Here is a 19418-nt window from a genome sequence, read left to right as displayed (position 1 = left end):
CTCTGGAGGTGGCCCCGCACACCACAGCGCGCCGCCGTCCGCCGGTTCTCCCGCGGACACCGCCTCGCGAGAACTCGAGCGAGGCCGGCGCAGTCAGGAGACCCTTCCATGAGCGAGATCATGACCGTCCGCCACCTGTTCGGTCCCGGCCCCACCAACCCGTACCCGGAGGCCACCGAGGCGCTCGCGCGCCCGCTGCTCGGCCACCTGGACCCGCAGTTCCTCGCGGTCATGGACAGCGCGTGCGACGGGCTGCGGAAGGTGTGGGGCACCGACAACCGCCGCACCCTGCCGCTGTCCGCCACGGGCTCCGCAGGCATGGAGGCGGCGTTCGTCAACTTCGTGAACCCGGGGGACCCCGTGGTGATCGCGGTCAACGGCCTGTTCGGGGAGCGGATGTGCGACGTCGCCGCCCGCTGCGGTGCCGAGGTGACCCGTGTGGACTTCCCGTTCGGCGAGCCCGTGGATCCTGAGAAGGTGGCCGCGGCGCACCCGTCCCCGAAGATCATCGCGGCGGTGCACGCGGAGACCTCCACGGGTGTCCGCTCGGACATCGCAGCCCTCGGCGCGCTCAAGGGTGACGCCCTGCTGCTCGTGGACGCCGTGACGTCCATCGGCGGGATCGAGCTCAAGGCGGACGAGTGGGGCATCGACATCGGCTACGCGGGCACCCAGAAGTGCCTGGGCGTGGCCCCCGGCCTGGCGCCGTTCACGGTTTCCGACCGGGCGTGGGAGCGCCGCGTGGAGAAGCCCCGCTCGTGGTACCTGGACCTCGGGATGCTCGGTGGCTACGTGGGTGAGGCCTCCGGGGCCACCCGCACCTACCACCACACCGCGCCGGTCGCGATGGTCGCCTCGCTGGAGGCCGGTCTGCGCCGCGTGCTGGCGGAGGGGCTCGACGCCGTCCGCGAGCGTCACGAGGCCGCGGGCCGTGCGCTGCAGGACGGTCTGCAGGAGATGGGCCTGGAGCTCTTCGCCCGCGAGGGCCACCGCCTGCCGGAGCTGACCACCGTGAAGGTCCCGGGGGGTGTGGACTCCGCCGCGGTCCGCAAGGAGCTGCTGGAGACCTACAGCATGGAGATCGGCCCCGGTGTGAAGGAGTACGCGGGCACCGTGTGGCGCATCGGTCTCATGGGCCCGAACGCGTCCCTGGAGTCTGTGACCCTGATCCTCGGTGCGTTGAGGAACGTGCTGGGTCGCTGACCCTTGCAACCACCTGACCCACGCGAACGGCGGGCCCCCCCGGGGAGGGGGGGGCCCGCCGTCGTCGTGCGGTGTGAAGGGGCGCGGATCAGGCGGTGAGCTGGTCCTCGATGGCGCCCACGAACGCGTCCAGGTCACCGGGGTTGCGGGAGGTGATGAGCGTCCAGCCGTTGGCGGGGCACACCTTCACCTGCTCGTCCACCCAGCTGCCGCCGGCGTTGACGATGTCCGTCTTCACCGACTGGTAGGAGGTCAGGGTCTTGCCGTCCACCAGGCCGGTCTCCACGAGCAGCCACGGGCCGTGGCAGATGGAGGCCACCGGGCGCCCGGAGGAGGCGAAGGCCTTGGCGATCTTCTGCGCGTCCTCGTCCAGGCGCAGGGAGTCCGCGCTCAGGGTGCCGCCGGGCAGCAGCAGGAGGTCGTACGCGGCGTCGTCCACGGAGGAGATGGTCGCGTCCACGGGGAAGGTCTCGCCGAGGTCCCAGTCGCCCACGAGCGACTTCACCTCGCCAGACTCGGGGGCGGCCACCGTGACCTCCGCGCCGTCGGCGCGCAGCTTGTCGGCGGGCACCTTCAGCTCGTCCTGCTCCACGCCCTGGTTGTTGACGAGGAGGAGGATCTTCTTTCCGGACAGGTCAGACATTGCTAAGGGTCCTTTCTATCGGGTGATGACTTCTACTGTGGCACCGCGCTCCCGAAGCCTGCAAGATCGTGGCGGCGGGTTCCGCTGACAGCGGGACGCGCACGACGCCGCTCGGCTCGGCCCCGGTGCGGAGGCGCGGGGGCACGGTGGCTCGGAGAACCACGCTGGAGTCGCGCCGGGTGCGGGCCGAACCCGCGGGGTGCGGCGCGGCGTGGTCCCGAAAGATGCGAATGCACCTACGATCGAAGAGCGAGAGACGGCTCCTGCCGGCACCGAGCCGGCAGTCCGCGGCGGGGCCACGGCCCGCTGCGTCGAACGCCGGTTCCGCGCCGATCCGAGGAGCCGGTACACCCATGTGGGACTTCATCACCCAGAGACGCGAGGAGATCCTCTTCGCGTCCTGGCAGCACTTCAGCCTGGTGGTCCAGTGCCTGGTGCTGGCCACGGTGCTGGCGGTGGTCATCGCCGCGCTGGTCTACCGCAGCTCCACGGCCTCGGGGATCGCCAACGGGGTCTCCGCCGTGGGGCTCACCATCCCGTCCTTCGCGCTCATCGGGCTGCTCATCGCACCGTTCGGCTTCGGCGTCACCCCGGCCGTGATCGTGGTGACGTTCTTCGCCACCCTGCCCATCCTGCGCAACGCCGTGGTGGGACTCAGCGGGATCCCCGGCGCCGTGCGGGAATCCGCGCGCGGGATCGGCATGAGCCAGCTGCGCACCCTGCTCACCGTGGAGATCCCCATGGCCTGGCCGGTGATCATGGCGGGCATCCGGGTCTCCGCGCAGATGGTCATGGGCATTGCCGCCGTGGCCGCCTACACCCTCGGCCCGGGACTGGGCGGATTCATCTTCTCGGGCCTGTCCCGGCTGGGAGGTGCCAATGCCTTCGAGTCGGTCGTCGTGGGCGTGGTGGGTGTGATCGTCCTGGCCGTCATCCTCGACCTGGCGCTCGTGCTCATCGGTCGACTCACCACTCCGCGAGGTATCCGTGTCTGAACAGTCAGCAGCAGCAACCGGCGAGCAGTCCGTGAGCGGTGCCGCCATCCTTCTGCAGCAGGTCACCAAGCGGTACCCGGGCCAGAAGAAGCCCGCGGTGGGTGGTCTCACCCTGGAGATCCCGGCCGGCAGCGTGGTCATGCTCGTGGGCCCCTCCGGGTGCGGCAAAACCACCACGCTGAAGATGATCAACAGGCTCATCGAGCCCTCGAGCGGCAGCATCGTGATCAACGGGGACGACGTCACGGGCATGGACGGTGACAAGCTGCGCCGCAACATCGGCTACGTCATCCAGGCCGGTGGGCTGTTCCCGCACATGACGGTGGGGGCGAACATCGCCCTGGTCCCCAAGATGCTGAAGTGGGACAGAAAGCGCATCGCGCGCCGCGTGGACGAGCTGCTCGAACTCGTCTCCCTGGACCCGGACACCTACCGGGACCGCTACCCCAAGGAGCTCTCCGGCGGCCAGCAGCAGCGTGTGGGAGTGGCCCGGGCGCTCGCGGCGGACCCGCCCGTGCTGCTCATGGACGAGCCCTTCGGAGCCGTGGACCCCATCACCCGTCAGCGGCTGCAGAACGAGCTGCTCAACATCCAGGCCGAGCTGCAGAAGACCATCGTGTGCGTGACCCACGACTTCGACGAGGCCGTGAAGCTCGGGGACTGGATTGCCGTGTTCGACGAGGGGGCACGGCTCGTGCAGTACGACTCCCCGGAGCGGATCCTGGCCAATCCCGCGGACGACTTCGTGGAGAGCTTCATCGGTTCCGGCGCGGGCCTCAAGCAGCTCACCCTGAGCAGGGTGGGTGAGGTGGAGCTGGCAGACGCCCACGTGGCCGCGGCGGACACCGCACCCGCTGACGTGCTGGCGGGCATGGTGGCCGCGGGAGAGGAGAACGTGGTGCTCACGGATTCCTCCGGACGGCCCGTGCAGTGGTTGTCCCGCCGGCAGGTGGAGCGGTTGCGGACCTTGCCCGCCGCGGCGGACCCCACCCTCCCCCTGGTGACGGCGCAGTCCACGCTCCACGACGCCCTGGATGCGATGCTCATGGGCAGCACGGGCAGTGCGCTCGTGGTGGACCGCCGGGGCCGCCTGGTGGGCCTGGTGACCATCGCGACCATCATGGACGCGATCTCCGCATCCCAGTCCGCGGCCCGAAAGGACTCCGAGAGCCCCGAGGGAGCGAACACGGCGCAGTTCACCGCCTCCACCTCCGAGCCCGCAGCCGCCGGATCTCACGCCGCGGCACCGGGCGAAGCACCCGTCGGGCACGGCAGAGCTCCCGCCGGGGAGGGCGAGGCGACCGCCGAGGGCAGCGACGCGGACCCCTCGGTGAGCGCCACGCCGTCCCCCGGCCACGGAGACCCGGCGCACGGAGGCCCCGCAGGGCCCGAGCAGGGTGCCGCTCCCGAGGTCCGGGGCGGGCGGGCATGAGCGCCACGACTCAGGCCCCCGATGCCGCCCGGGCCGAGGCCGAGACCCTCACGAGCGGGGGCATGCGCGCACTGTGGATCCAGCTGGTCGTGGTGCTCCTGGCGATCGTGGGCCTGTGGTCCTACCTGGCCTTCGGCGACCTGAGCGAGACGGAGCGGACCACTCTGGCCCCGGCAAACCTCTGGGACTACACCGTGGAGCACCTGCAGCTCACGGTGGTGGCCGCGGCCATCGTGCTGGTGATCGCCATCCCGCTGGGCATCCTGCTGAGCCGGCGCCCGTTCCGGCGGCTCTCCGGGCCGGTCATGGTGGTCGCGAACATCGGGCAGGCCGCTCCCGCGATCGGTCTGATCGTGCTGCTGGCCTTCATCGTGGGCTTCGGTTTCACCGCGGCCGTCATCGCCCTGGTGGCCTACGCCGTGCTCCCGGTGCTGCGCAACACCATGGTGGGGCTGCAGCAGGTGGACCAGCGGCTCGTGGAGGCCGGGCGGGGCATGGGCATGAGCGCCGCCGCGGTGCTGTTCCGGGTGGAGCTTCCCCTGGCCGTCCCCGTGATGCTCGCCGGGATCCGCACGGCGCTCGTGCTGCTGGTCGGCACGGCCACGCTGGCCACGTTCATCAACGGCGGCGGGCTGGGCATCCTCATCACCACCGGTGTGAACCTCAACCTGACCAAGGTCCTCGTGGTGGGATCGCTGCTGGTGGCACTGCTCGCCATCGTCGTCGACTGGCTCGGCCGCGTGGTCGAGCACGTGGCCCGACCGAAGGGACTGTGACCATGACGCACGCATCGGAAGTCCACGGCTGCGGGTGGCCGGGCGGCGCGGCGTCGTCGGGCCCGGCCGCTCCCGCCCCGGACGGCGACGACGCCGCGCACCGGAACACCGCGGCCCCGGCGTCCCCCGGTGGGCGGCACCGCTCGCGCCGCCGGGGGCGACGTGCCGCCTCGGGTGTGGCCGCCGTGGCCGGGGTCCTGCTGCTGGCGGGCTGCGGACTGCAGCCGGCCTCGTCCTACGTGCCCGCGGCCGGACCGGGCACCATCCAGCCGATCGAGGGGCTGCCGGAGGACGCGCACCTCACGGTGGCGGGCAAGAACTTCACGGAGCAGCTCATCCTGGGCAAGATGGCCGTGCTCGCCGCGCAGGCCGCCGGGTTCGAGGTCACGGACCTCACCAACATCCCCGGCAGCCAGCCCACCCGCGAGGTCATGCTCTCCGGGGAGGCGGACATGACCTACGAGTACACGGGCACCGCGTGGATCACCTACCTCAACCACGAGAAGGGGATCGCGGACCAGCAGAAGCAGTACGAGGCGGTGCGGGACGCGGACCTGGAGAACGGGCTCACGTGGGCGGAACCGGCCCCGCTGAACAACACCTACCGGTTCGCGGTGCGCAGCGAGGCCGTGGCGGAGCTGGGTGACATCAAGACGTTCTCGGACGTGGCCGAGCTCCCCGTGAGCGAGCGCACGTTCTGCGTGGAGGCGGAGTTCAACTCCCGCCCGGACGGGCTGAACCCCATGCTGGAGGCGTACGGGCTGGACCGCGGCGCGGCGGACGGGGTGCCGGACGAAAACATCGGGGTCTACGACACCGGCGCCGTCTACACCGCCACGGACGCCGGGGACTGCAACTTCGGCGAGGCCTTCACCACGGACGGACGCATCGACACCCTGGACCTCACGCTGCTGGAGGACGACCGCGGGTTCTTCCCCGCCTACAACGCCGCGCCGGTGTTCAGCACCGAGACCCTGGAGCAGTACCCGGAGCTGGAGGACGTGTTCGCGCAGCTCTCCCCGCTGCTCACGGACGAAACCATGCGCGAGCTCAACGCCCGCGTGGACCAGGGCGGCGAGGAGCCGGGGGACGTGGCCTACGACTGGATGGTGGAGCAGGGGCTCATCACCCCGGCGTCCTGACCCTCCCGGGGTGCGCGTCGCCGACGGCGTACCGGTCCGCCCGGCGCCACGCGGCCGGCCCACCGGGCTGACGTGCCGCAGGAGCGGGCGGGCCGCATCCCGGGCGATCAGCCCGCCTGCTCCTGGATGATCGCGATCTTCTGCCACACCTTCCGCGCCATGTCCGAGGTGAGGGTCTCGATGCCCTCCACCGCATCCAGCACGTCCCCGTCCGTGGTGTCCTCCGCGAACAGCGCCGCAGTCTTGCCCACCAGGGAGAGCATCTCGGTGCAGTAGTCCAGGTACTGCGTCATCTCGGAGCGGGTCATCCGCAGTTCTCCGCCGCGCTCATCCGTCGTTGGCGACGATGCCGCGTCGGTCCCGTCCGCAGCCACCGGCGGCACGTCGTCACCGCTCGGACCCGCGCCGCGGCCGTGGGCGTCACCCACCGCCGCCTCCGACGACGCCGCTCCGCCGCCCCGCGCGGAACCGGCACCTGGGCCGCGGGGGTGCGCGGGCGACGTCGTGCCCCCGGCCTCCGGACGGGCGGTCGGCAGGCGCTCGGGGACCTTGACGAGCTGGTGCATGTCGATCACGTGGGCCAGCGAGCGCAGCCGGTGCAGCACGCGCAGCACCCGGGCGCGCTCCATGCGCTGGGGCACGGCCAGCAGGAAGAAGATGGCGATGCCCGCGAAGACGAGGTCGTTGACCACGGTCTCCAGCAGGGGCAGCCAGTCCACGGGGCCCAGGGCGTCGGGGTTGGACCAGAGGCTCGCGGCGGCCAGGGCGATGGCCGTGCCGAAGACCAGCAGCACCACCAGCACGCCGAGCCGCGAGAGCAGCCGGGCCGAGCGGATCCGGCGTCGGCTGATGCCGCCGCCCTCGACCACCTCGTCCACCAGGGCGATCAGCTCACCGCCCACCTCCCACAGGCTGCGGCGGGGGAAGCGCGCGTAGATCCGGCGCTGCAGGGTGGCCGCGGAACCGCGGACGGCGGCGCTGTCAAGGCGCTGGTAGCGGCTGCCGGCCGGAGGGCCGTCGTCGTGGTCGTCGGGGCGCGCGGGAAGCGGGCGAGGGGAACGCATCCCAGCAGGTTACGCGAGCGGGGACGGCGCGCCGGCGTGCTCTGGGCCACGGGCGCGCACGGGAGCGAGTACCCCCTGCAGCTGGGCCTCCAGGAGGTCGGGGGAGGCGATCGGCAGGCCGAGCGCGGCGGTGACCTGGGTGCCCAGGAGGAAGGTCAGCAAGGTATCTCCCCACAGGGTGAGGTCCACGTCCTCCGCGAGCTCCCCGGCGCCGCGGGCCTCGGTCAGCCACCCGGTGACGGACTCGCGCCACTGCGCCATGAACCGCCGGTTGTGCTCCGCCCGCACGGGGTCGTGGGTGGCCTCCTGCCAGAAGGTCATGACCACGCGGGCCTCGTCCAGCCGGTCCGCGTCCAGGGGCATGACCTCGCGGCAGAACACCTCCAGGGCGGCCAGGCCGGAGCGTCCCACCACCGCACGGGTCACGCGCTCGTTGGTGCGCTCGAACACGTGGGTGTAGGTGGCCTCGATGAGATCCGCCTTGGACGCGAAGTACGGCTTGAGGGCGCCGTTCGCGTACCCGGCCTCCGCGGCAACCTGGCGCATGGTCATCCCCGAGGAGCCCTCCCGGGCGAGCACGCGCCGCACGGCGCGCACGATCTCCTGCTGGCGGGCGGTGTGGTCCACCACTCGGGGCATCTGCGGACCTCCTGGGGGTCGGGGGTGCTCGGGTTGCGGGCGACGCCGGTGGCGCGGTGGGGCCGGTGCCCGGGCGGCGTCGTCGGTCGTCAGGGGGTTGTCACGGGGCGGGGGCCGCCCTAGTCTCTACAAGCGTAGAACAAAAGTGATCCGGGACACATTCTGCGGGTCACGGCCCGCCGCGGTGTCGGCGCCACGAAAGGATCCGTCATGTCCCACGAGACCACCAGCCCCTACGCCCTGCAAAGCCTCGAGGAGATCCGGGTGGTGCGCGAGGTCCTGGAAGAGGCCGGGCACTTCCCCGAGACGGCGCGCATGGCGTACCTGGGCCTCGTCGAGCCCGCCCGGGGCACACCCGCGGACGCGCCGGCGGACCGCAGGTTCCGCGTGTTCCTGCTCGACGTCGCCGGGGGACCCGCCAAGGACGTCGTCGTCTCCGCGACCGCCCGCCGCGTGGAGAGCGTGACCGAGCTGGACACCTCCGAGACCGGGGAGCTGCCGGTGCTCGAGGAGGAGTTCGAGATGGTGGAGCAGATCCTCTCCACGGACGAGCGCTGGCTGGCCGCGCTGCAGAAGCGCAACCTGCCCGTGGAGAAGGTGCGGGTGGCGCCGCTGTCCGCCGGGGTGTTCGAGTACCCGGAGGAGAAGGGCCGGCGCATGCTGCGTGGGCTCGCGTTCCTGCAGGAGCACGAGGAGGACTCGGCGTGGGCGCACCCGATCGACGGGCTCGTGGCCTACGTGGACGTGACCAACCAGGCCGTGGACCAGGTGCTGGACCTGGAGGTGGTCCCGGTGCCGCAGGAGCACGGCAACTACACGGATCCCGAGCTCACCGGACCCACGCGCACCACCCAGAAGCCGATCGAGATCACCCAGCCCGAGGGGCCGTCCTTCACCGTGACCGGCGGCAACCACGTGGAGTGGGAGAAGTGGAGCCTGGACGTGGGCTTCGACATGCGCGAGGGGCTCGTGCTGCACAACATCGCGTTCGAGGACCAGGGCCAGAAGCGCCGGATCCTGGACCGCGCCGCCATCGCGGAGATGATGGTGCCCTACGGGGACCCCTCCCCGGTGCGGTCCTGGCAGAACTACTTCGACACCGGCGAGTACCTGGTGGGGCAGTGGGCCAACTCCCTGGAGCTCGGCTGCGACTGCCTGGGTGACATCACCTACCTGTCCCCGGTGGTTGTGACCGGGCGCGGCGAACCGCGGGAGATCACCAACGGCATCTGCATGCACGAGGAGGACTGGTCCATCCTCTCCAAGCACACGGACCTGTGGAGCGGGGTGGCGTACACCCGCCGCAACCGCCGCCTGGTGATCTCCTTCTTCACCACCGTGGGCAACTACGACTACGGCTTCTACTGGTACCTCTACCTGGACGGCACCATCGAGTTCGAGGCCAAGGCCACCGGCGTGGTCTTCACCTCCGCCCTGCCCAACGGCTCCTCGGACTTCGCCTCGGAAATTGCCCCGGGGCTGGGTGCGCCGTTCCACCAGCACCTGTTCTCCGCGCGCCTGGACTTCGCGCTCGACGGCGGGCCCTGCCGCGTGGAGGAGGAGGACGCGGTGCGCGTGCCCATCTCCGACGACAACTCCCGCGGCAACGCGTTCACCCGCAGGCGCACCGTGCTGGAGACGGAGAAGGCCGCCATGCGGGACGCGGACATGTCCCGGGCGCGCACGTGGGTGGTCTCCAGCACCGAGCACACCAACCGGCTGGGCCACCCCGTGGGCTACAAGCTGCACCCGGAGGGGCTGCCCACCATGCTGGCCTCGGAGGACTCCTCGATCCACCGCCGCGCCGCGTTCGCCACCAAGGCCCTGTGGGTCACCCCGTACGAGGAGTCCGAGCGGTACCCCACCGGCGACTTCCCCAACCAGCACGCCGGTAACGGCGGCCTGCCGGAGTGGACCGCCCAGGACCGCTCGGTGGACGGCACGGACATCGTGGTGTGGCACACCTTCGGGCTCACCCACTTCCCGCGCGTGGAGGACTGGCCGATCATGCCCGTGGACACCGTGGGCTTCAAGCTGCGCCCGGAGGGCTTCTTCGACCGCTCCCCGGTGCTGGACGTCCCCGCCCCGAAGAAGGGCCACTGCTGCGAGGGCGAGCAGGAGCAGTCCTCCTGTTGCGAGTCGTAGGACCACCCGCGCCGGCTTTTTCCGGTAGCGCGTGAGCGAGGCGCCCACCCTCCACGGGGTGGGCGCCTCGTCCGTCTCCGGGCGACGACGACGCCGTGCCCGGCCTTCGCGGGGCGGGGCACGGCGCCGTCGTGGGAACGTCGCGAATTGGGTGACCGGGGCAGCTGCAGTGGTCAAAAGTGCTTCACTTGTATCTCTAAACAGATACAATTGCAGGTATGAAGCTCCTTGAGGTGGTGTCGCAGGTGTCGCAGCTGGCGGCACGCCAGTGGGGGTTGCTCACCACCGCACAGGCAGCGAGCGAGGGCATCAGTCGGCTGCACCTGGGCCGCCTTGCAGCCGCCGGTGTCATCGAGCGGCTCGACAGGGGCATCTACGGCATCCCGGCGGCGGTGGATGAAAGGACTCCGATGCGGGTTGCGTGGCTGTCGCTCGATGCCGGGCGGTTCGCCGAAGAACGACTGGTGGATCCCGTTGCCTCCGGGGTGCTGTCGCACACCTCGGCGGCGGCACTGCACGGGATGGGAGATCTCCTGGATGACGAGCCGGAACTCTCGGTTCCCGGCAGGAAGCAGAGCAGGCGGGGCATCCGACTGCATCGCGCCGCGCTCGCCGCCGATGACGTGACCCTTGTCAGTGGTCTGCCGGTGACCACACCAGCTCGAACCGTCGCAGACCTCCTGCGCGACGGGCACGAACCCTCCCATGTTGCCGACATCGTCGGCGAGGCGGTGAGGAGGGATCTCGCCACGCCTCACGAGTTGGAGGTGGCGCTGGAACCGCTGGCCCGGAGGAACGGCCAGACGAGCGGGGCCGCACTGCTCGGTGACCTGCTCGACGGGGCAGGTCTGAACTTCGAGTGGGCGCTGCTCTCGAGCGCTGCACCTGCAATGAGCGAGATCAATAGGTATTCGTTGCCCCCGGGCGCTGACTCGACCGGCATCTCGCAATGACGGAAATGACGGAGGGGTTTCCCTATCGGGATGGCAATGCACTCTGGGCTGCAGCCAGAGCCCATGCCAAGACGGAGTCCATGACCTCTGGGGTTCCGGTTGAGGCCGTCATCAGACGGTTCGTCGTCGATCGTTTTCTCGCCCGGGTGTTCGTTTCGCCCTCTGCGAGGTGGGTGCTCAAAGGAGGCAACGCCGTGCTCGTTCGGGTGCATGATGCGCGCACGACCAAGGACGTCGACCTCCTGGCGGAATTGGCTGACCCTGAGGATGCCGTATCGGCGCTGCGGGCGGCAGTCGCCATTGATCTGGGTGACCATTTCCGATTCGCCGTGACCGGGGTCCGCGCAGCGTCCGGGGGTGTTCTGCAACCGGGCATCGCCGGCTGCAAGGTATCGCTCGACGCCTACTGTGGTGTGACGCGGCGCCACAGTTTCAGCGTGGATGTGGTGACAGGTTCCCTGATGACTGCCTCGCCAGAGGTCCGTACCCGTCCAGGTCTCGTTCCCGCCGTCCCGCCAACCCGTGTCAGTCTCTACCCCGTGGTCGACCACATCGCTGACAAGCTCTGCGCTACGCAGAGCATGTACGGCTCCGCCGGGGACCAGTCTTCGACCCGAGTGCGAGATCTGGTCGACCTGGTAGTGCTCGCACGGACCCAGCACGTCAACGGCATTGAACTCTCACAAGCCATTGCGGCCGAATGGGAACACCGCGGACTCTCCGGAGCACCGTTCTTCGCCCCACCGAAATCGTGGGACCGCCTGTATCCGCCCGTAGCGAGGCGTGTTCCAGCGTGTGGGGACTTCCTCACCTTCGATGCCGCTGTTGAGCTCACCACCGCGTTCCTCGATCCGGTGCTTGATGGCTCTGCCGAGGACTGTCTGTGGTCCCCGGAGAGACTTGCCTGGGAGAGGGAGTGAGTCCCGTCGGCGGGGGCTGAGGTCAATTAAGCCTTTCCCTGATGGGCTGCAAGGTTGGGGCGCGCAATGAGCTCGCCGTGGGGCATGCAGAACCAGGCGTCGGGGGACCGGCCCCAGTCCTGCCAGGCCACGGCGATCTGCTCGACCTCGGCGAGGGAGAGACCCTGCTCTCGCGCCCGGACGGCGAAACCGGAGGTGCGGACGCGTTCGGCCTGGGAGCCGCCCCACCAGCGGGTCGTCTCGGGGGTCGCGTAGGTCCACGTAGAGGACTGGGCGGTCTCGACGTCGAGCCCCGCCTCGTTTGCCCAGGCCCGGAGCCGCCGCCCGGCATCCGGTTCGCCGCCCAGAGCCCGGGAGCTCGCGCAGTACGTCTCCCGCCACCGGTCGAGGCCCGCGTTCTCGGGGTACCAGACCATGACCCCGTAGTCGGCGTCGCGGCATGCGATGATCCCGTCCTCGGCGCAGTAGCCCGCCATCGCGTCCAGTGCCGCCACCGGGTCGGGAACGTGCTGGAGCACCTGGTGGGCGTGGACCACGTCGAACGAACCGGGCTCGACGTCCACGGTGAAGAAGTCCGAGGCGAGGAACGTGGCGGTCGTGTCCGCCCGCGTCCGCGCGTTCTCACGTGCCGCGGCGACGGCCTCCTCGGAGAAATCCACGCCGACCACCTCCCCGGCGGGGCCCACGATTTCCGCCAGGTCCAGGGTGATCGAGCCGGGGCCGCACCCCAGGTCGAGAACCCGCATCCCGGGACGCAGCCGGTCGAGGAAATAGGCGCAGCTGTTCGCTGCCGTCCGGGTGCCGTGGGAGGCGAGGACCGCAGGCTGGTGGCCGTGGCTGTAGCGAGGGGTTGCTCCCGAGCTGGGCGAGGTGGTCATGAGGGCACCGTAAGGCGCGGGTAAAGCTCAGGAAAAGACAGGATCACCTGGTGAGACGAGCCCGTGGTGGCGCTGGAGTCCGGGGTCGTCACTTGGCCTGGGGACTGCTCCTCACGAAGATGATGAGGAGCACCGCGATGGCGATCGTGGAGTACGAGTAGAACAGGCCGGACGTGGTCCCCGCCGAGAGCTTCAGAGTGATGGCCACGATGCTGGCCAGAATCGCCAAGGCGGCTCCGATGTAGACGAACATTTTGACCCCGTACTGCACCCTGGCGGTCTTCTTCTCGGTCATGACCATTCCCTCCCCCTGGTGCCCCGGCGGGGCGGTTCCTTTCCGCTGATCCTGGCGGAGGAGGACGGCTGCCGCAAGACACAGTTCCGGTGGAATCGCCAGCTTCCCCGGGGGAAGCAGGGCAGACGGGGACTGTCGCACGGCCAGGTAGCAGCAAACCCGGCTTGCCCAGCGGATCAGCACCATCACAACGGACCACGGGACAACCTGAGAGTTTTCATCAGTGAGATCCACCGTTGACACAGTGAACTGCCGTTGTCGGTGACATCTTCTACCGTCAGTGCATGACTACTCGTGTGGCGCCCCTCGCGTCGATCTCCATCGACTGCCCCAGCCCCGACGACCTTGCCCCCTTCTACAAGAGCCTGCTCGGACTCGAGGAAGCCTTCGCCACCCCTGACCGGGGTGTCATCTGCCTGAGCGGAGCAGGCCCCATGCTGACGCTGATGCGGGTGAACGAGTACGAACCGCCGACATGGCCGCAGGGGCCTCAGTTCCAACAGATGCACCTGGACCTCGCGGCTGACGACCTTGACGCCGATGTGGCGGCGGCCCTCAAGATCGGGGCCCGCGAAGCCGATTTCCAGCCTTTCCCCGAACAGTGGAGGGTCATGCTCGATCCGGTCGGGCACCTCTTCTGCCTGAGTGCTGTCCGTCCTGATTGACCTGGAGTTCAAACGGAGGACTCCGAACCATCGGTCTCTCATGGCCTGCGGCGATCGGCCCTGGCCGGGACTCCTCAGCGTGTGCTGCGCGCCAGGTCCGAAATGCGGGCCATAGCCTCTCGGAACGGGTCTGCTCCTGGACCGTCGAGAACTGTCAGGGGAGTTTTGAGATCGCGACTGATCCACAGCATGTGCCAGGCGAGGTCGTCCCAGTCGGGTGCACCCACCAGGAACCGGCAGCCGTGGGGAGTGGATTCGAGGTCGGCCCGGTAGGGCGCCGGGACCCGGGCACGGACCTTCTCCACGTCGATTCCCATTGCCACACGGACACGACAGGGGTAGCGGTGGGGGAGATCCTGCTGGAACTCCGGTGGAGGTGTCTCCCGTGGGTCGAAGCGCCAGGTGGTGCTGCGGAGGTCGGTCATCCGGTCCAGACGGAACACCCGCCAGTCGTCCCGGCCGCGGTCGAAACCTTGCAGGTACCAGTGCTCGCCCTGCGTCAGGAGACGCGCCGGCTCCACTTCCCGTGCGCTCGTCTCACCCGTGGCCTTGCAGTAGTCGAAACGTACCAGCGCGCGGTCGCGCTGCGACGTGGCGAGCCGTTGCAGAACTGCGAGGTCCACGGGTGGGCGGTTGCCCGGGATGGCGCGGGTGGCCCGGTCGACGGCCGAGGCGAGGGCGCGCAGTCTTGGGGGCAAAACCTGGTCGAGCTTCGTCAGCGCACGCAGTGCTGCTTCTCCCACCTCGTCAGCTCCCGAGAGCGCGCCCATCCGGAGGCAGGCAACCAGCGCGATGGCTTCGTCGTCGTCGAGCAGCAGAGGAGGAAGGCGGCGCCCGGCACCCATGCGGTACCCGCCGTCCAACCCCCGCGCGGCCTCCACCGGATAGCCCAGCTGCCGCAATCTGGTGACGTCCCGGCGCACGGTGCGCTCCGTGACGTCCATGCGGGCGGCGAGCTCGTGCGCCTGCCAGGTGGTGCGCGCTTCCAGCAGCCCGAGCAGGCGCAGGACGCGCTGAGTGGTGTCGGCCATGTCTGCATTCTCTCGGACACAGCGGACTGGAGCTGTCCGCATGCCCAGGTGTCATGTTCCTGACAGCACCCGCTGACCTTGAGAGGACATCACCGTGTACCTGCCCCAGATCGACGACGAACGCACCACTCTCTGCAAATACCTGGACGTTCAGCTCGATGCGATTCGCGCGAGTTCCTACGGGCTCGACGATGCCCAGGCACGCTGCGCTCCCCTGCGCAGCGCTTTGAGCATCAGCGGGATCACCAAACACATCATCTTCTGCATGAAGCAGTCACTCTCCGGAGCTGGACACCACGAGCACGACCAGCCGTTCGAGGCGTTCTTCGCGAGCTTCACAGCGTCGGATGATGAGGACATCGCGACGCTGCTGGAGACCTTCGACGCGGTCCGCGGCCAGTACATGGAGATGTGCCGTGAAGGGGATCTCGAAGCAGAACTGCCCGTGGGCCCCATGCCCTGGGTGGGCATGGACGAAGCCCGCCCGGCGAAACTGCGGTACCTCTACGTGCACCACGTGGAGGAGTTCGCCCGGCACGCGGGACACGCCGACATCATCCGTGAGGAGATCGACGGCGCCCAGGCCGCTGAACTGCTCGCGGCGGTCGAAGGACGACCCGCGAACGACTTCGTGACCCCCTGGAAAGTCTGACAGCGCCGTCGTCCCGAACGCCCGGACCTGGACGACGGGCAGACGACGCCGTGCCCCGCGAAGGCGGGGCACGGCGTCGTCGTCAGGCCTGGCCGCGGCTCAGAAGACGGCCCGTGGGCGTCTCGTAGTCCACCTCGTGCCCGCCCACGAACGTGCGACGAACCTTCCCGGAGAGCACCTTGCCCTGGTCCGGGGTGATGGGGTTCTTGTGGTTCAGGCGCTGGGCGTCTACCACGTAGCTCTCGTCCGCGGCGAAGACCGCCATGTCCGCGTCGTAGCCCAGGGACAGCTTGCCCTTGCCGCGCAGGCCCACGCGCTCGGCCGGGCGCGTGGACATCCACCGCACCACGCGCTCGAGCCCGACCCCGCGGCGTCGCGCCTCGGTCCAGATCAGGGACAGGCCCAGCTGCAACGACGAGACGCCGCCCCACGCCACCCCGAAGTCCCCGTTGCCCAGGTCCTTGAGGTCCAGTGTGGAGGGGGAGTGGTCCGAGACGATGTAGTCGATGGTGCCGTCGATCAGCCCCTCCCACAGCTTCTCCCGGTTGGAGACCTCGCGCACCGGCGGGCAGCACTTGAACGCGGTGGCGCCGTCCGGGATCTCCTCGGAGAGCAGCGTGAGGTAGTGCGGGCAGGTCTCCACGGTGATGTCCAGGCCGTCGTTCTTGGCGGAGCGGATCATGGGGATTGCGTCCGAGGAAGACAGGTGCAGGATGTGCGAGCGGGCCCCGGTCCAGCGGGTGCGCTCGATGACCTCCGCGATCGCGATGTTCTCCGCACCGCGCGGGCGGGACTTCAGGAAGTTCTCGTACACGTTGCCTTTGGGCTGCGGGGCCTTGTCGATGGTGCGGGAGTCCTCCGCGTGCACGATCAGCAGCGAGTCGAAGGTCTTGATCTCGGCGAGCGCCTCCTCCATCTCGTCCGCCTCCAGGTGCGGGAACTCGTCCACACCGGAGTGCAGCAGGAAGCACTTGAAGCCGAACACGCCGTCGTCGTGGAGGGGGCGCAGATCGGACTTGTTGCCGGGCACGGCGCCGCCCCAGAAGCCGATGTCCACGAACGCGTTCTGCTGGGCGAACAGCCGCTTGTACTCGAGTGCGGCCGTGTTCACGGTGGCGGGCACGGAGTTCAGGGGCATGTCCACGATGGTGGTCACACCGCCCGCCGCGGCCGCCCGGGTGGCGGTGGCGAAGCCCTCCCACTCGGTGCGCCCGGGCTCGTTCACGTGCACGTGGGTGTCCACGAGGCCGGGCAGCAGCGTCTCGTCCTCGGCGAGCTCCACGACCCGCGCGCCCTGCAGACCGGCGCCGAGCGGCTCGATCGCGGCGATCTTCCCGTTCCGCACGCCCACCTCCCGGGGCACGAAGTGGTCCCCGCACATCACCCGGTGGCCGCGGACCACGAGGTCGAACTCGCCGTCCCGCCGTCCGGTGCCCCGGGCCTCCGCGGACTCGTCCGCCCCCGTGAGATGGTGCTCGGCTCGGTACTCCCGGATCAGTTCGCGCACGTGCTCCGCACCGTTGACCTCGGCGGCCAGCGCGATCTGCGCGGCACGCTCACCACCCCGTTCGGCGCGGTTCTCGGGGGTCTCCGCGAGGTTCGAGTTATGCTCCGCAACCTCCTCGGGAGACTCGTCACGCTCCGGGGACGACGCCGCCCGCTCCACCTTCGCGCGCACGTCCACCGTGGCCTGCTCGTCGTTCCGGGCGTGGTCCGTGGCGACCGCGTCCTCGGGCCGCTGCGGCGCGCTGTCCGGGGCCGCGGCGTCGTCGTGCGAGGGCTTGCGGGAACCGCGCTGGGGTGAGGCGTTCATGTCGGTGGTCCTTTCGGTGGGGCGTGCCGGTGATGCGGCAGAAGTGGGTGGGCGTACGGGTGCTACTGCGAGCGTAGGCGGTGACCCACCTCACGCAGCAGGCGCGGGGCCTCGCGCATGGAGGTGTTCGTGTCCGGGGCGAGGGCGCGCAGCTCGTGGACGGCGGCGAAGCCCGCTTCGGCCAGCGCCTCCGGGGACAGCGTGGTGCGACCGCACACCGCGATCACCGGGACCCCGTGGCGCCGGCCCACGCGCAGCACGCCCAGCGGGGTCTTGCCGCCCAGGCTCTGCTCGTCCAGGCTGCCCTCGCCCGTGACGAGAAGGTCCGCGCCCGCCACGGCGGCGTCCAGGTCCACGAGGTCCAGGACCACGTCCACGCCGGGCCTGCGCTCGGCCCGGAGCACGGCGAGCGCCGCGTACCCCACGCCACCGGCGGCACCCGCTCCCGGGGCATCGGCGGCGGCGCGGGCGGGCTCGCCGAGCGCGACGGTGAGCCGGTCGCGGAAGGTTCCCAGGGCGGCGTCGAGCTCCGTGACGTCCTGCGGCGAGGCGCCCTTCTGGGGGCCGAAGACGGCAGCGGCGCCGCGCGGACCCGTCAGGGGGTTGTCCACGTCCGCGGCCAGCACGAACTGCGCCTCCCGCACGCGGGGGTGCAGCCGGGAGGCGTCCACGGTGCGCAGGTGCGCGAGAGCCGCGCCGCCGCGGAGGAGGGGCTCGCCGTGCTCGTCCAGCAGGCGCAGACCCAGGGCGGTGAGCATCCCGGCGCCGCCGTCCGTGGTGGCGCTGCCGCCCACGCCCAGGACCACGCGGGTGCACCCGGCGTCCAGGGCGGCGGCGATCAGCTCGCCCGTGCCCTGGCTCGTGGCGGTGCGGGCCTGCAGCACGGGCTCGCCGTCGTGGTGGGGCAGAGCGGCCAGGCCCGAGGCCAGCGCCATCTCGACCACGGCCTCGTCCCCGCGCCGGGCCCACGCCGCGGCCACGGGATCGCCCGCGGGGCCCGTGACGGTGAGGTCCTGGCGCGTGAAACCGGCCTCCCGGGCGGCGTCGAGCGTGCCCTCGCCGCCGTCGGCCACGGGCAGCTCCACCACGTCCGCCTCCGGGGTGGCGTCCCGGATCCCGGCCGCGAGGTGCGCGGCGGCCTCGCGGGCGGTCACGGAGCCCTTGAACTTGTCGGGTGCCACCACGATGCGCACGGCGCCTCCTCGCGGAACGGTCTCGGTCACGGCCGGAGCGCCCCGGTGGTGTGCGCCCCGCGGGGCCATTCCAGCACGACGACGCCGCGGGGCCCCGTTCCGCGCACCGCCCGTCGGGAGCGCGCTGGCACCGCTCTGCGCGGGCGCTCGAACGTGCACGGGGAGGCCAGGCACGTGACCGGTGACGCCGCGCTCATGCCCGCTCCGACCGCGGCAGCCATGCGAACGGGTCCTCGCGGGACGGCACGTATTCGAGGGCGACGTCACCGGTGTAGCCGAGCTCGCGGGACCGGGCCACCCAGTCGAGCAGCGGCAGCCCGCCGGTGCCCGGTTCGTGACGACCGGGGGCGTCTGCGATCTGGACGTGCCCGAAGTCCGCAGCGTGAGCTTCGATGACGGCGGGAACGTCGTCGCCGTTGACGCCCAGGTGGTAGAAATCCGCGAGTAGCCGCACGTTTCCTCGGTCCACGGCCTCGACCACCGCGAGCGCGTCCGCCGCGGTTCTGAGGGGGTAGGCGGGGACGCCGGAGACCGGTTCGAGCAGCACCGTCCCGTCCAGCGGGGCGAGCACGTCCGCGGCGTGGCGGAGGTTCGCGAGCGCCGTCGTCCGCTGCTCCTCCGCGGCGAGACCGTGAAGGCGGTTGCCGTGCAGCGCATTGAAGTGGCGGCACCCCGTGGCGCGGGCGATCTCCGCGACCACGTCCACGTTCGCGCGGAACTCCGCCGTGCGGGAGGGGTGGGAGAGCACGCCGCGCTCGCCGGCGGGCATGTCCCCGGCGTAGAAGTTGAGCCCGGTGAGCTGGACGCCCGCGTCCTGCAGGGAGGCCACGAAGGCGTCCACCTCCTGACGGGGTGGGGTGGGGGAGTCGAACGGCCACCAGAACTCCGCGCGCGTGAAGCCGTGCCGGGCGACCGCGGCCGCGCGGTCGAGCAGGGGGAGGTCCGCGAACACGATCGAGGCGTTGACGGTGCAGTTCAT

19 protein-coding genes are annotated in these 19418 nt (G+C 70.5%); 10 read left to right on the top strand and 9 right to left on the bottom strand.

Annotated elements, in window-relative coordinates:
* The first annotated feature begins 108 nt into the window (after positions 1-108).
* Positions 109-1203 carry a pyridoxal-phosphate-dependent aminotransferase family protein gene (locus D9R02_RS01865; protein WP_121566209.1) on the top strand — a complete coding sequence of 365 codons (1095 nt, stop codon included), beginning with the start codon at positions 109-111 and terminating at the stop codon, positions 1201-1203.
* Between the two features lie 88 nt (positions 1204-1291).
* On the opposite strand, the gene D9R02_RS01860 is transcribed toward D9R02_RS01865, so the two are convergent.
* A complete protein-coding gene (locus D9R02_RS01860; RefSeq protein WP_070636622.1) occupies positions 1292-1846 on the bottom strand; it encodes a type 1 glutamine amidotransferase domain-containing protein in 555 nt (184 codons plus the stop codon).
* 353 nt (positions 1847-2199) lie between these two features.
* Between D9R02_RS01860 and D9R02_RS01855 the strand changes: the two genes are divergently transcribed.
* Genes D9R02_RS01855 through D9R02_RS01840 form a run of 4 tightly spaced genes read left to right on the top strand, consistent with a single transcriptional unit; the run spans position 2200 to position 6191 of the window.
* Positions 2200-2841: an ABC transporter permease gene (locus tag D9R02_RS01855; RefSeq protein ID WP_019310628.1), complete on the top strand. Its 642-nt coding sequence runs from the start codon at positions 2200-2202 to the stop codon at positions 2839-2841.
* Positions 2834-4273 (top strand): ABC transporter ATP-binding protein, encoded by a 1440-nt coding sequence (locus D9R02_RS01850; protein WP_100205740.1) that lies wholly within the window; start codon positions 2834-2836, stop codon positions 4271-4273. Before D9R02_RS01855 ends, D9R02_RS01850 begins: the two co-directional genes overlap by 8 nt.
* Positions 4270-5049 carry an ABC transporter permease gene (locus D9R02_RS01845; RefSeq protein WP_183085932.1) on the top strand — a complete coding sequence of 260 codons (780 nt, stop codon included), beginning with the start codon at positions 4270-4272 and terminating at the stop codon, positions 5047-5049. The genes D9R02_RS01850 and D9R02_RS01845 overlap by 4 nt, the downstream gene beginning before the upstream one ends.
* Positions 5046-6191, top strand: a complete 1146-nt coding sequence (locus D9R02_RS01840) for a glycine betaine ABC transporter substrate-binding protein (RefSeq protein WP_019310625.1) — start codon at positions 5046-5048, stop codon at positions 6189-6191. The genes D9R02_RS01845 and D9R02_RS01840 overlap by 4 nt, the downstream gene beginning before the upstream one ends.
* 107 nt (positions 6192-6298) lie before the next feature.
* Here D9R02_RS01840 and D9R02_RS01835 read toward each other — a convergent pair whose 3' ends face one another.
* Positions 6299-7255, bottom strand: a complete 957-nt coding sequence (locus D9R02_RS01835; RefSeq protein WP_121566208.1) for a hypothetical protein — start codon at positions 7253-7255, stop codon at positions 6299-6301.
* Between the two features lie 9 nt (positions 7256-7264).
* A complete protein-coding gene (locus D9R02_RS01830; RefSeq protein ID WP_039100963.1) occupies positions 7265-7894 on the bottom strand; it encodes a TetR/AcrR family transcriptional regulator in 630 nt (209 codons plus the stop codon).
* A gap of 210 nt (positions 7895-8104) precedes the next feature.
* On the opposite strand from D9R02_RS01830, the gene D9R02_RS01825 reads away from it, so the two are divergent.
* From D9R02_RS01825 to D9R02_RS01815, 3 genes are all read left to right on the top strand, one after another.
* Entirely contained in the window at positions 8105-10039 is a 1935-nt protein-coding gene (locus tag D9R02_RS01825; protein WP_019310622.1) for a primary-amine oxidase, read from the top strand.
* A 218-nt stretch (positions 10040-10257) separates the two neighbouring features.
* Positions 10258-10992, top strand: coding sequence for a type IV toxin-antitoxin system AbiEi family antitoxin domain-containing protein (locus tag D9R02_RS01820; protein WP_019310621.1), 735 nt, complete (start codon positions 10258-10260; stop codon positions 10990-10992).
* An 80-nt stretch (positions 10993-11072) separates the two neighbouring features.
* Positions 11073-11912, top strand: a complete 840-nt coding sequence (locus D9R02_RS01815) for a nucleotidyl transferase AbiEii/AbiGii toxin family protein (protein ID WP_235586565.1) — start codon at positions 11073-11075, stop codon at positions 11910-11912.
* 26 nt (positions 11913-11938) lie between these two features.
* Here the strand turns inward: D9R02_RS01815 and D9R02_RS01810 are convergent, their stop codons facing one another.
* The gene (locus tag D9R02_RS01810) at positions 11939-12790 is read right to left on the bottom strand and encodes a class I SAM-dependent methyltransferase (RefSeq protein ID WP_019310619.1); all 852 of its coding nucleotides are present in this window, start codon (positions 12788-12790) and stop codon (positions 11939-11941) included.
* 88 nt (positions 12791-12878) lie between these two features.
* Positions 12879-13085: a hypothetical protein gene (locus D9R02_RS01805; RefSeq protein ID WP_124109525.1), complete on the bottom strand. Its 207-nt coding sequence runs from the start codon at positions 13083-13085 to the stop codon at positions 12879-12881.
* 284 nt (positions 13086-13369) lie between these two features.
* Here D9R02_RS01805 and D9R02_RS01800 point away from each other — a divergent pair, with 284 nt between their 5' ends.
* On the top strand, positions 13370-13750 hold the full coding sequence (locus D9R02_RS01800) for a VOC family protein (RefSeq protein ID WP_029603403.1): 381 nt from the start codon (positions 13370-13372) through the stop codon (positions 13748-13750).
* 74 nt (positions 13751-13824) lie between these two features.
* On the opposite strand, the gene D9R02_RS01795 is transcribed toward D9R02_RS01800, so the two are convergent.
* Positions 13825-14781 carry a helix-turn-helix transcriptional regulator gene (locus D9R02_RS01795; RefSeq protein ID WP_019310616.1) on the bottom strand — a complete coding sequence of 319 codons (957 nt, stop codon included), beginning with the start codon at positions 14779-14781 and terminating at the stop codon, positions 13825-13827.
* 94 nt (positions 14782-14875) lie between these two features.
* Here D9R02_RS01795 and D9R02_RS01790 point away from each other — a divergent pair, with 94 nt between their 5' ends.
* Positions 14876-15433, top strand: a complete 558-nt coding sequence (locus D9R02_RS01790) for a mycothiol transferase (protein WP_019310615.1) — start codon at positions 14876-14878, stop codon at positions 15431-15433.
* Between the two features lie 82 nt (positions 15434-15515).
* Here D9R02_RS01790 and allB read toward each other — a convergent pair whose 3' ends face one another.
* The 3 genes from allB to D9R02_RS01775 all read right to left on the bottom strand — a co-directional run bounded on the left by allB (position 15516) and on the right by D9R02_RS01775 (position 19418).
* The gene (allB, locus tag D9R02_RS01785) at positions 15516-16835 is read right to left on the bottom strand and encodes an allantoinase AllB (protein WP_029603401.1); all 1320 of its coding nucleotides are present in this window, start codon (positions 16833-16835) and stop codon (positions 15516-15518) included.
* Positions 16836-17308: 473 nt separating this feature from the next.
* A complete protein-coding gene (locus tag D9R02_RS01780) occupies positions 17309-18439 on the bottom strand; it encodes a glycerate kinase (RefSeq protein WP_121566207.1) in 1131 nt (376 codons plus the stop codon).
* Between the two features lie 193 nt (positions 18440-18632).
* Positions 18633-19418 (bottom strand): hydroxypyruvate isomerase family protein, encoded by a 786-nt coding sequence (locus tag D9R02_RS01775; RefSeq protein ID WP_121566206.1) that lies wholly within the window; start codon positions 19416-19418, stop codon positions 18633-18635.

The organism is Kocuria rhizophila, from assembly GCF_003667225.1.
GTDB lineage: Bacteria > Actinomycetota > Actinomycetes > Actinomycetales > Micrococcaceae > Kocuria > Kocuria rhizophila.
Note: the sequence above shows the minus strand (reverse complement) of the source record. Positions and strands in the feature narration are given on the sequence as shown.

Bases quoted from the DNA above. Each gene is read 5' to 3' on its own strand.
- D9R02_RS01865 (WP_121566209.1), top strand. From the start codon at position 109: ATGAGCGAGATCATGACCGTCCGCCACCTGTTCGGTCCCGGCCCCACC.
- D9R02_RS01860 (WP_070636622.1), bottom strand. From the start codon at position 1,846: ATGTCTGACCTGTCCGGAAAGAAGATCCTCCTCCTCGTCAACAACCAG.
- D9R02_RS01855 (WP_019310628.1), top strand. From the start codon at position 2,200: ATGTGGGACTTCATCACCCAGAGACGCGAGGAGATCCTCTTCGCGTCC.
- D9R02_RS01845 (WP_183085932.1), top strand. From the start codon at position 4,270: ATGAGCGCCACGACTCAGGCCCCCGATGCCGCCCGGGCCGAGGCCGAG.
- D9R02_RS01835 (WP_121566208.1), bottom strand. From the start codon at position 7,255: ATGCGTTCCCCTCGCCCGCTTCCCGCGCGCCCCGACGACCACGACGAC.
- D9R02_RS01830 (WP_039100963.1), bottom strand. From the start codon at position 7,894: ATGCCCCGAGTGGTGGACCACACCGCCCGCCAGCAGGAGATCGTGCGC.
- D9R02_RS01825 (WP_019310622.1), top strand. From the start codon at position 8,105: ATGTCCCACGAGACCACCAGCCCCTACGCCCTGCAAAGCCTCGAGGAG.
- D9R02_RS01820 (WP_019310621.1), top strand. From the start codon at position 10,258: ATGAAGCTCCTTGAGGTGGTGTCGCAGGTGTCGCAGCTGGCGGCACGC.
- D9R02_RS01815 (WP_235586565.1), top strand. From the start codon at position 11,073: ATGACCTCTGGGGTTCCGGTTGAGGCCGTCATCAGACGGTTCGTCGTC.
- D9R02_RS01810 (WP_019310619.1), bottom strand. From the start codon at position 12,790: ATGACCACCTCGCCCAGCTCGGGAGCAACCCCTCGCTACAGCCACGGC.
- D9R02_RS01805 (WP_124109525.1), bottom strand. From the start codon at position 13,085: ATGACCGAGAAGAAGACCGCCAGGGTGCAGTACGGGGTCAAAATGTTC.
- D9R02_RS01800 (WP_029603403.1), top strand. From the start codon at position 13,370: ATGACTACTCGTGTGGCGCCCCTCGCGTCGATCTCCATCGACTGCCCC.
- D9R02_RS01795 (WP_019310616.1), bottom strand. From the start codon at position 14,781: ATGGCCGACACCACTCAGCGCGTCCTGCGCCTGCTCGGGCTGCTGGAA.
- D9R02_RS01775 (WP_121566206.1), bottom strand. From the start codon at position 19,418: ATGAACTGCACCGTCAACGCCTCGATCGTGTTCGCGGACCTCCCCCTG.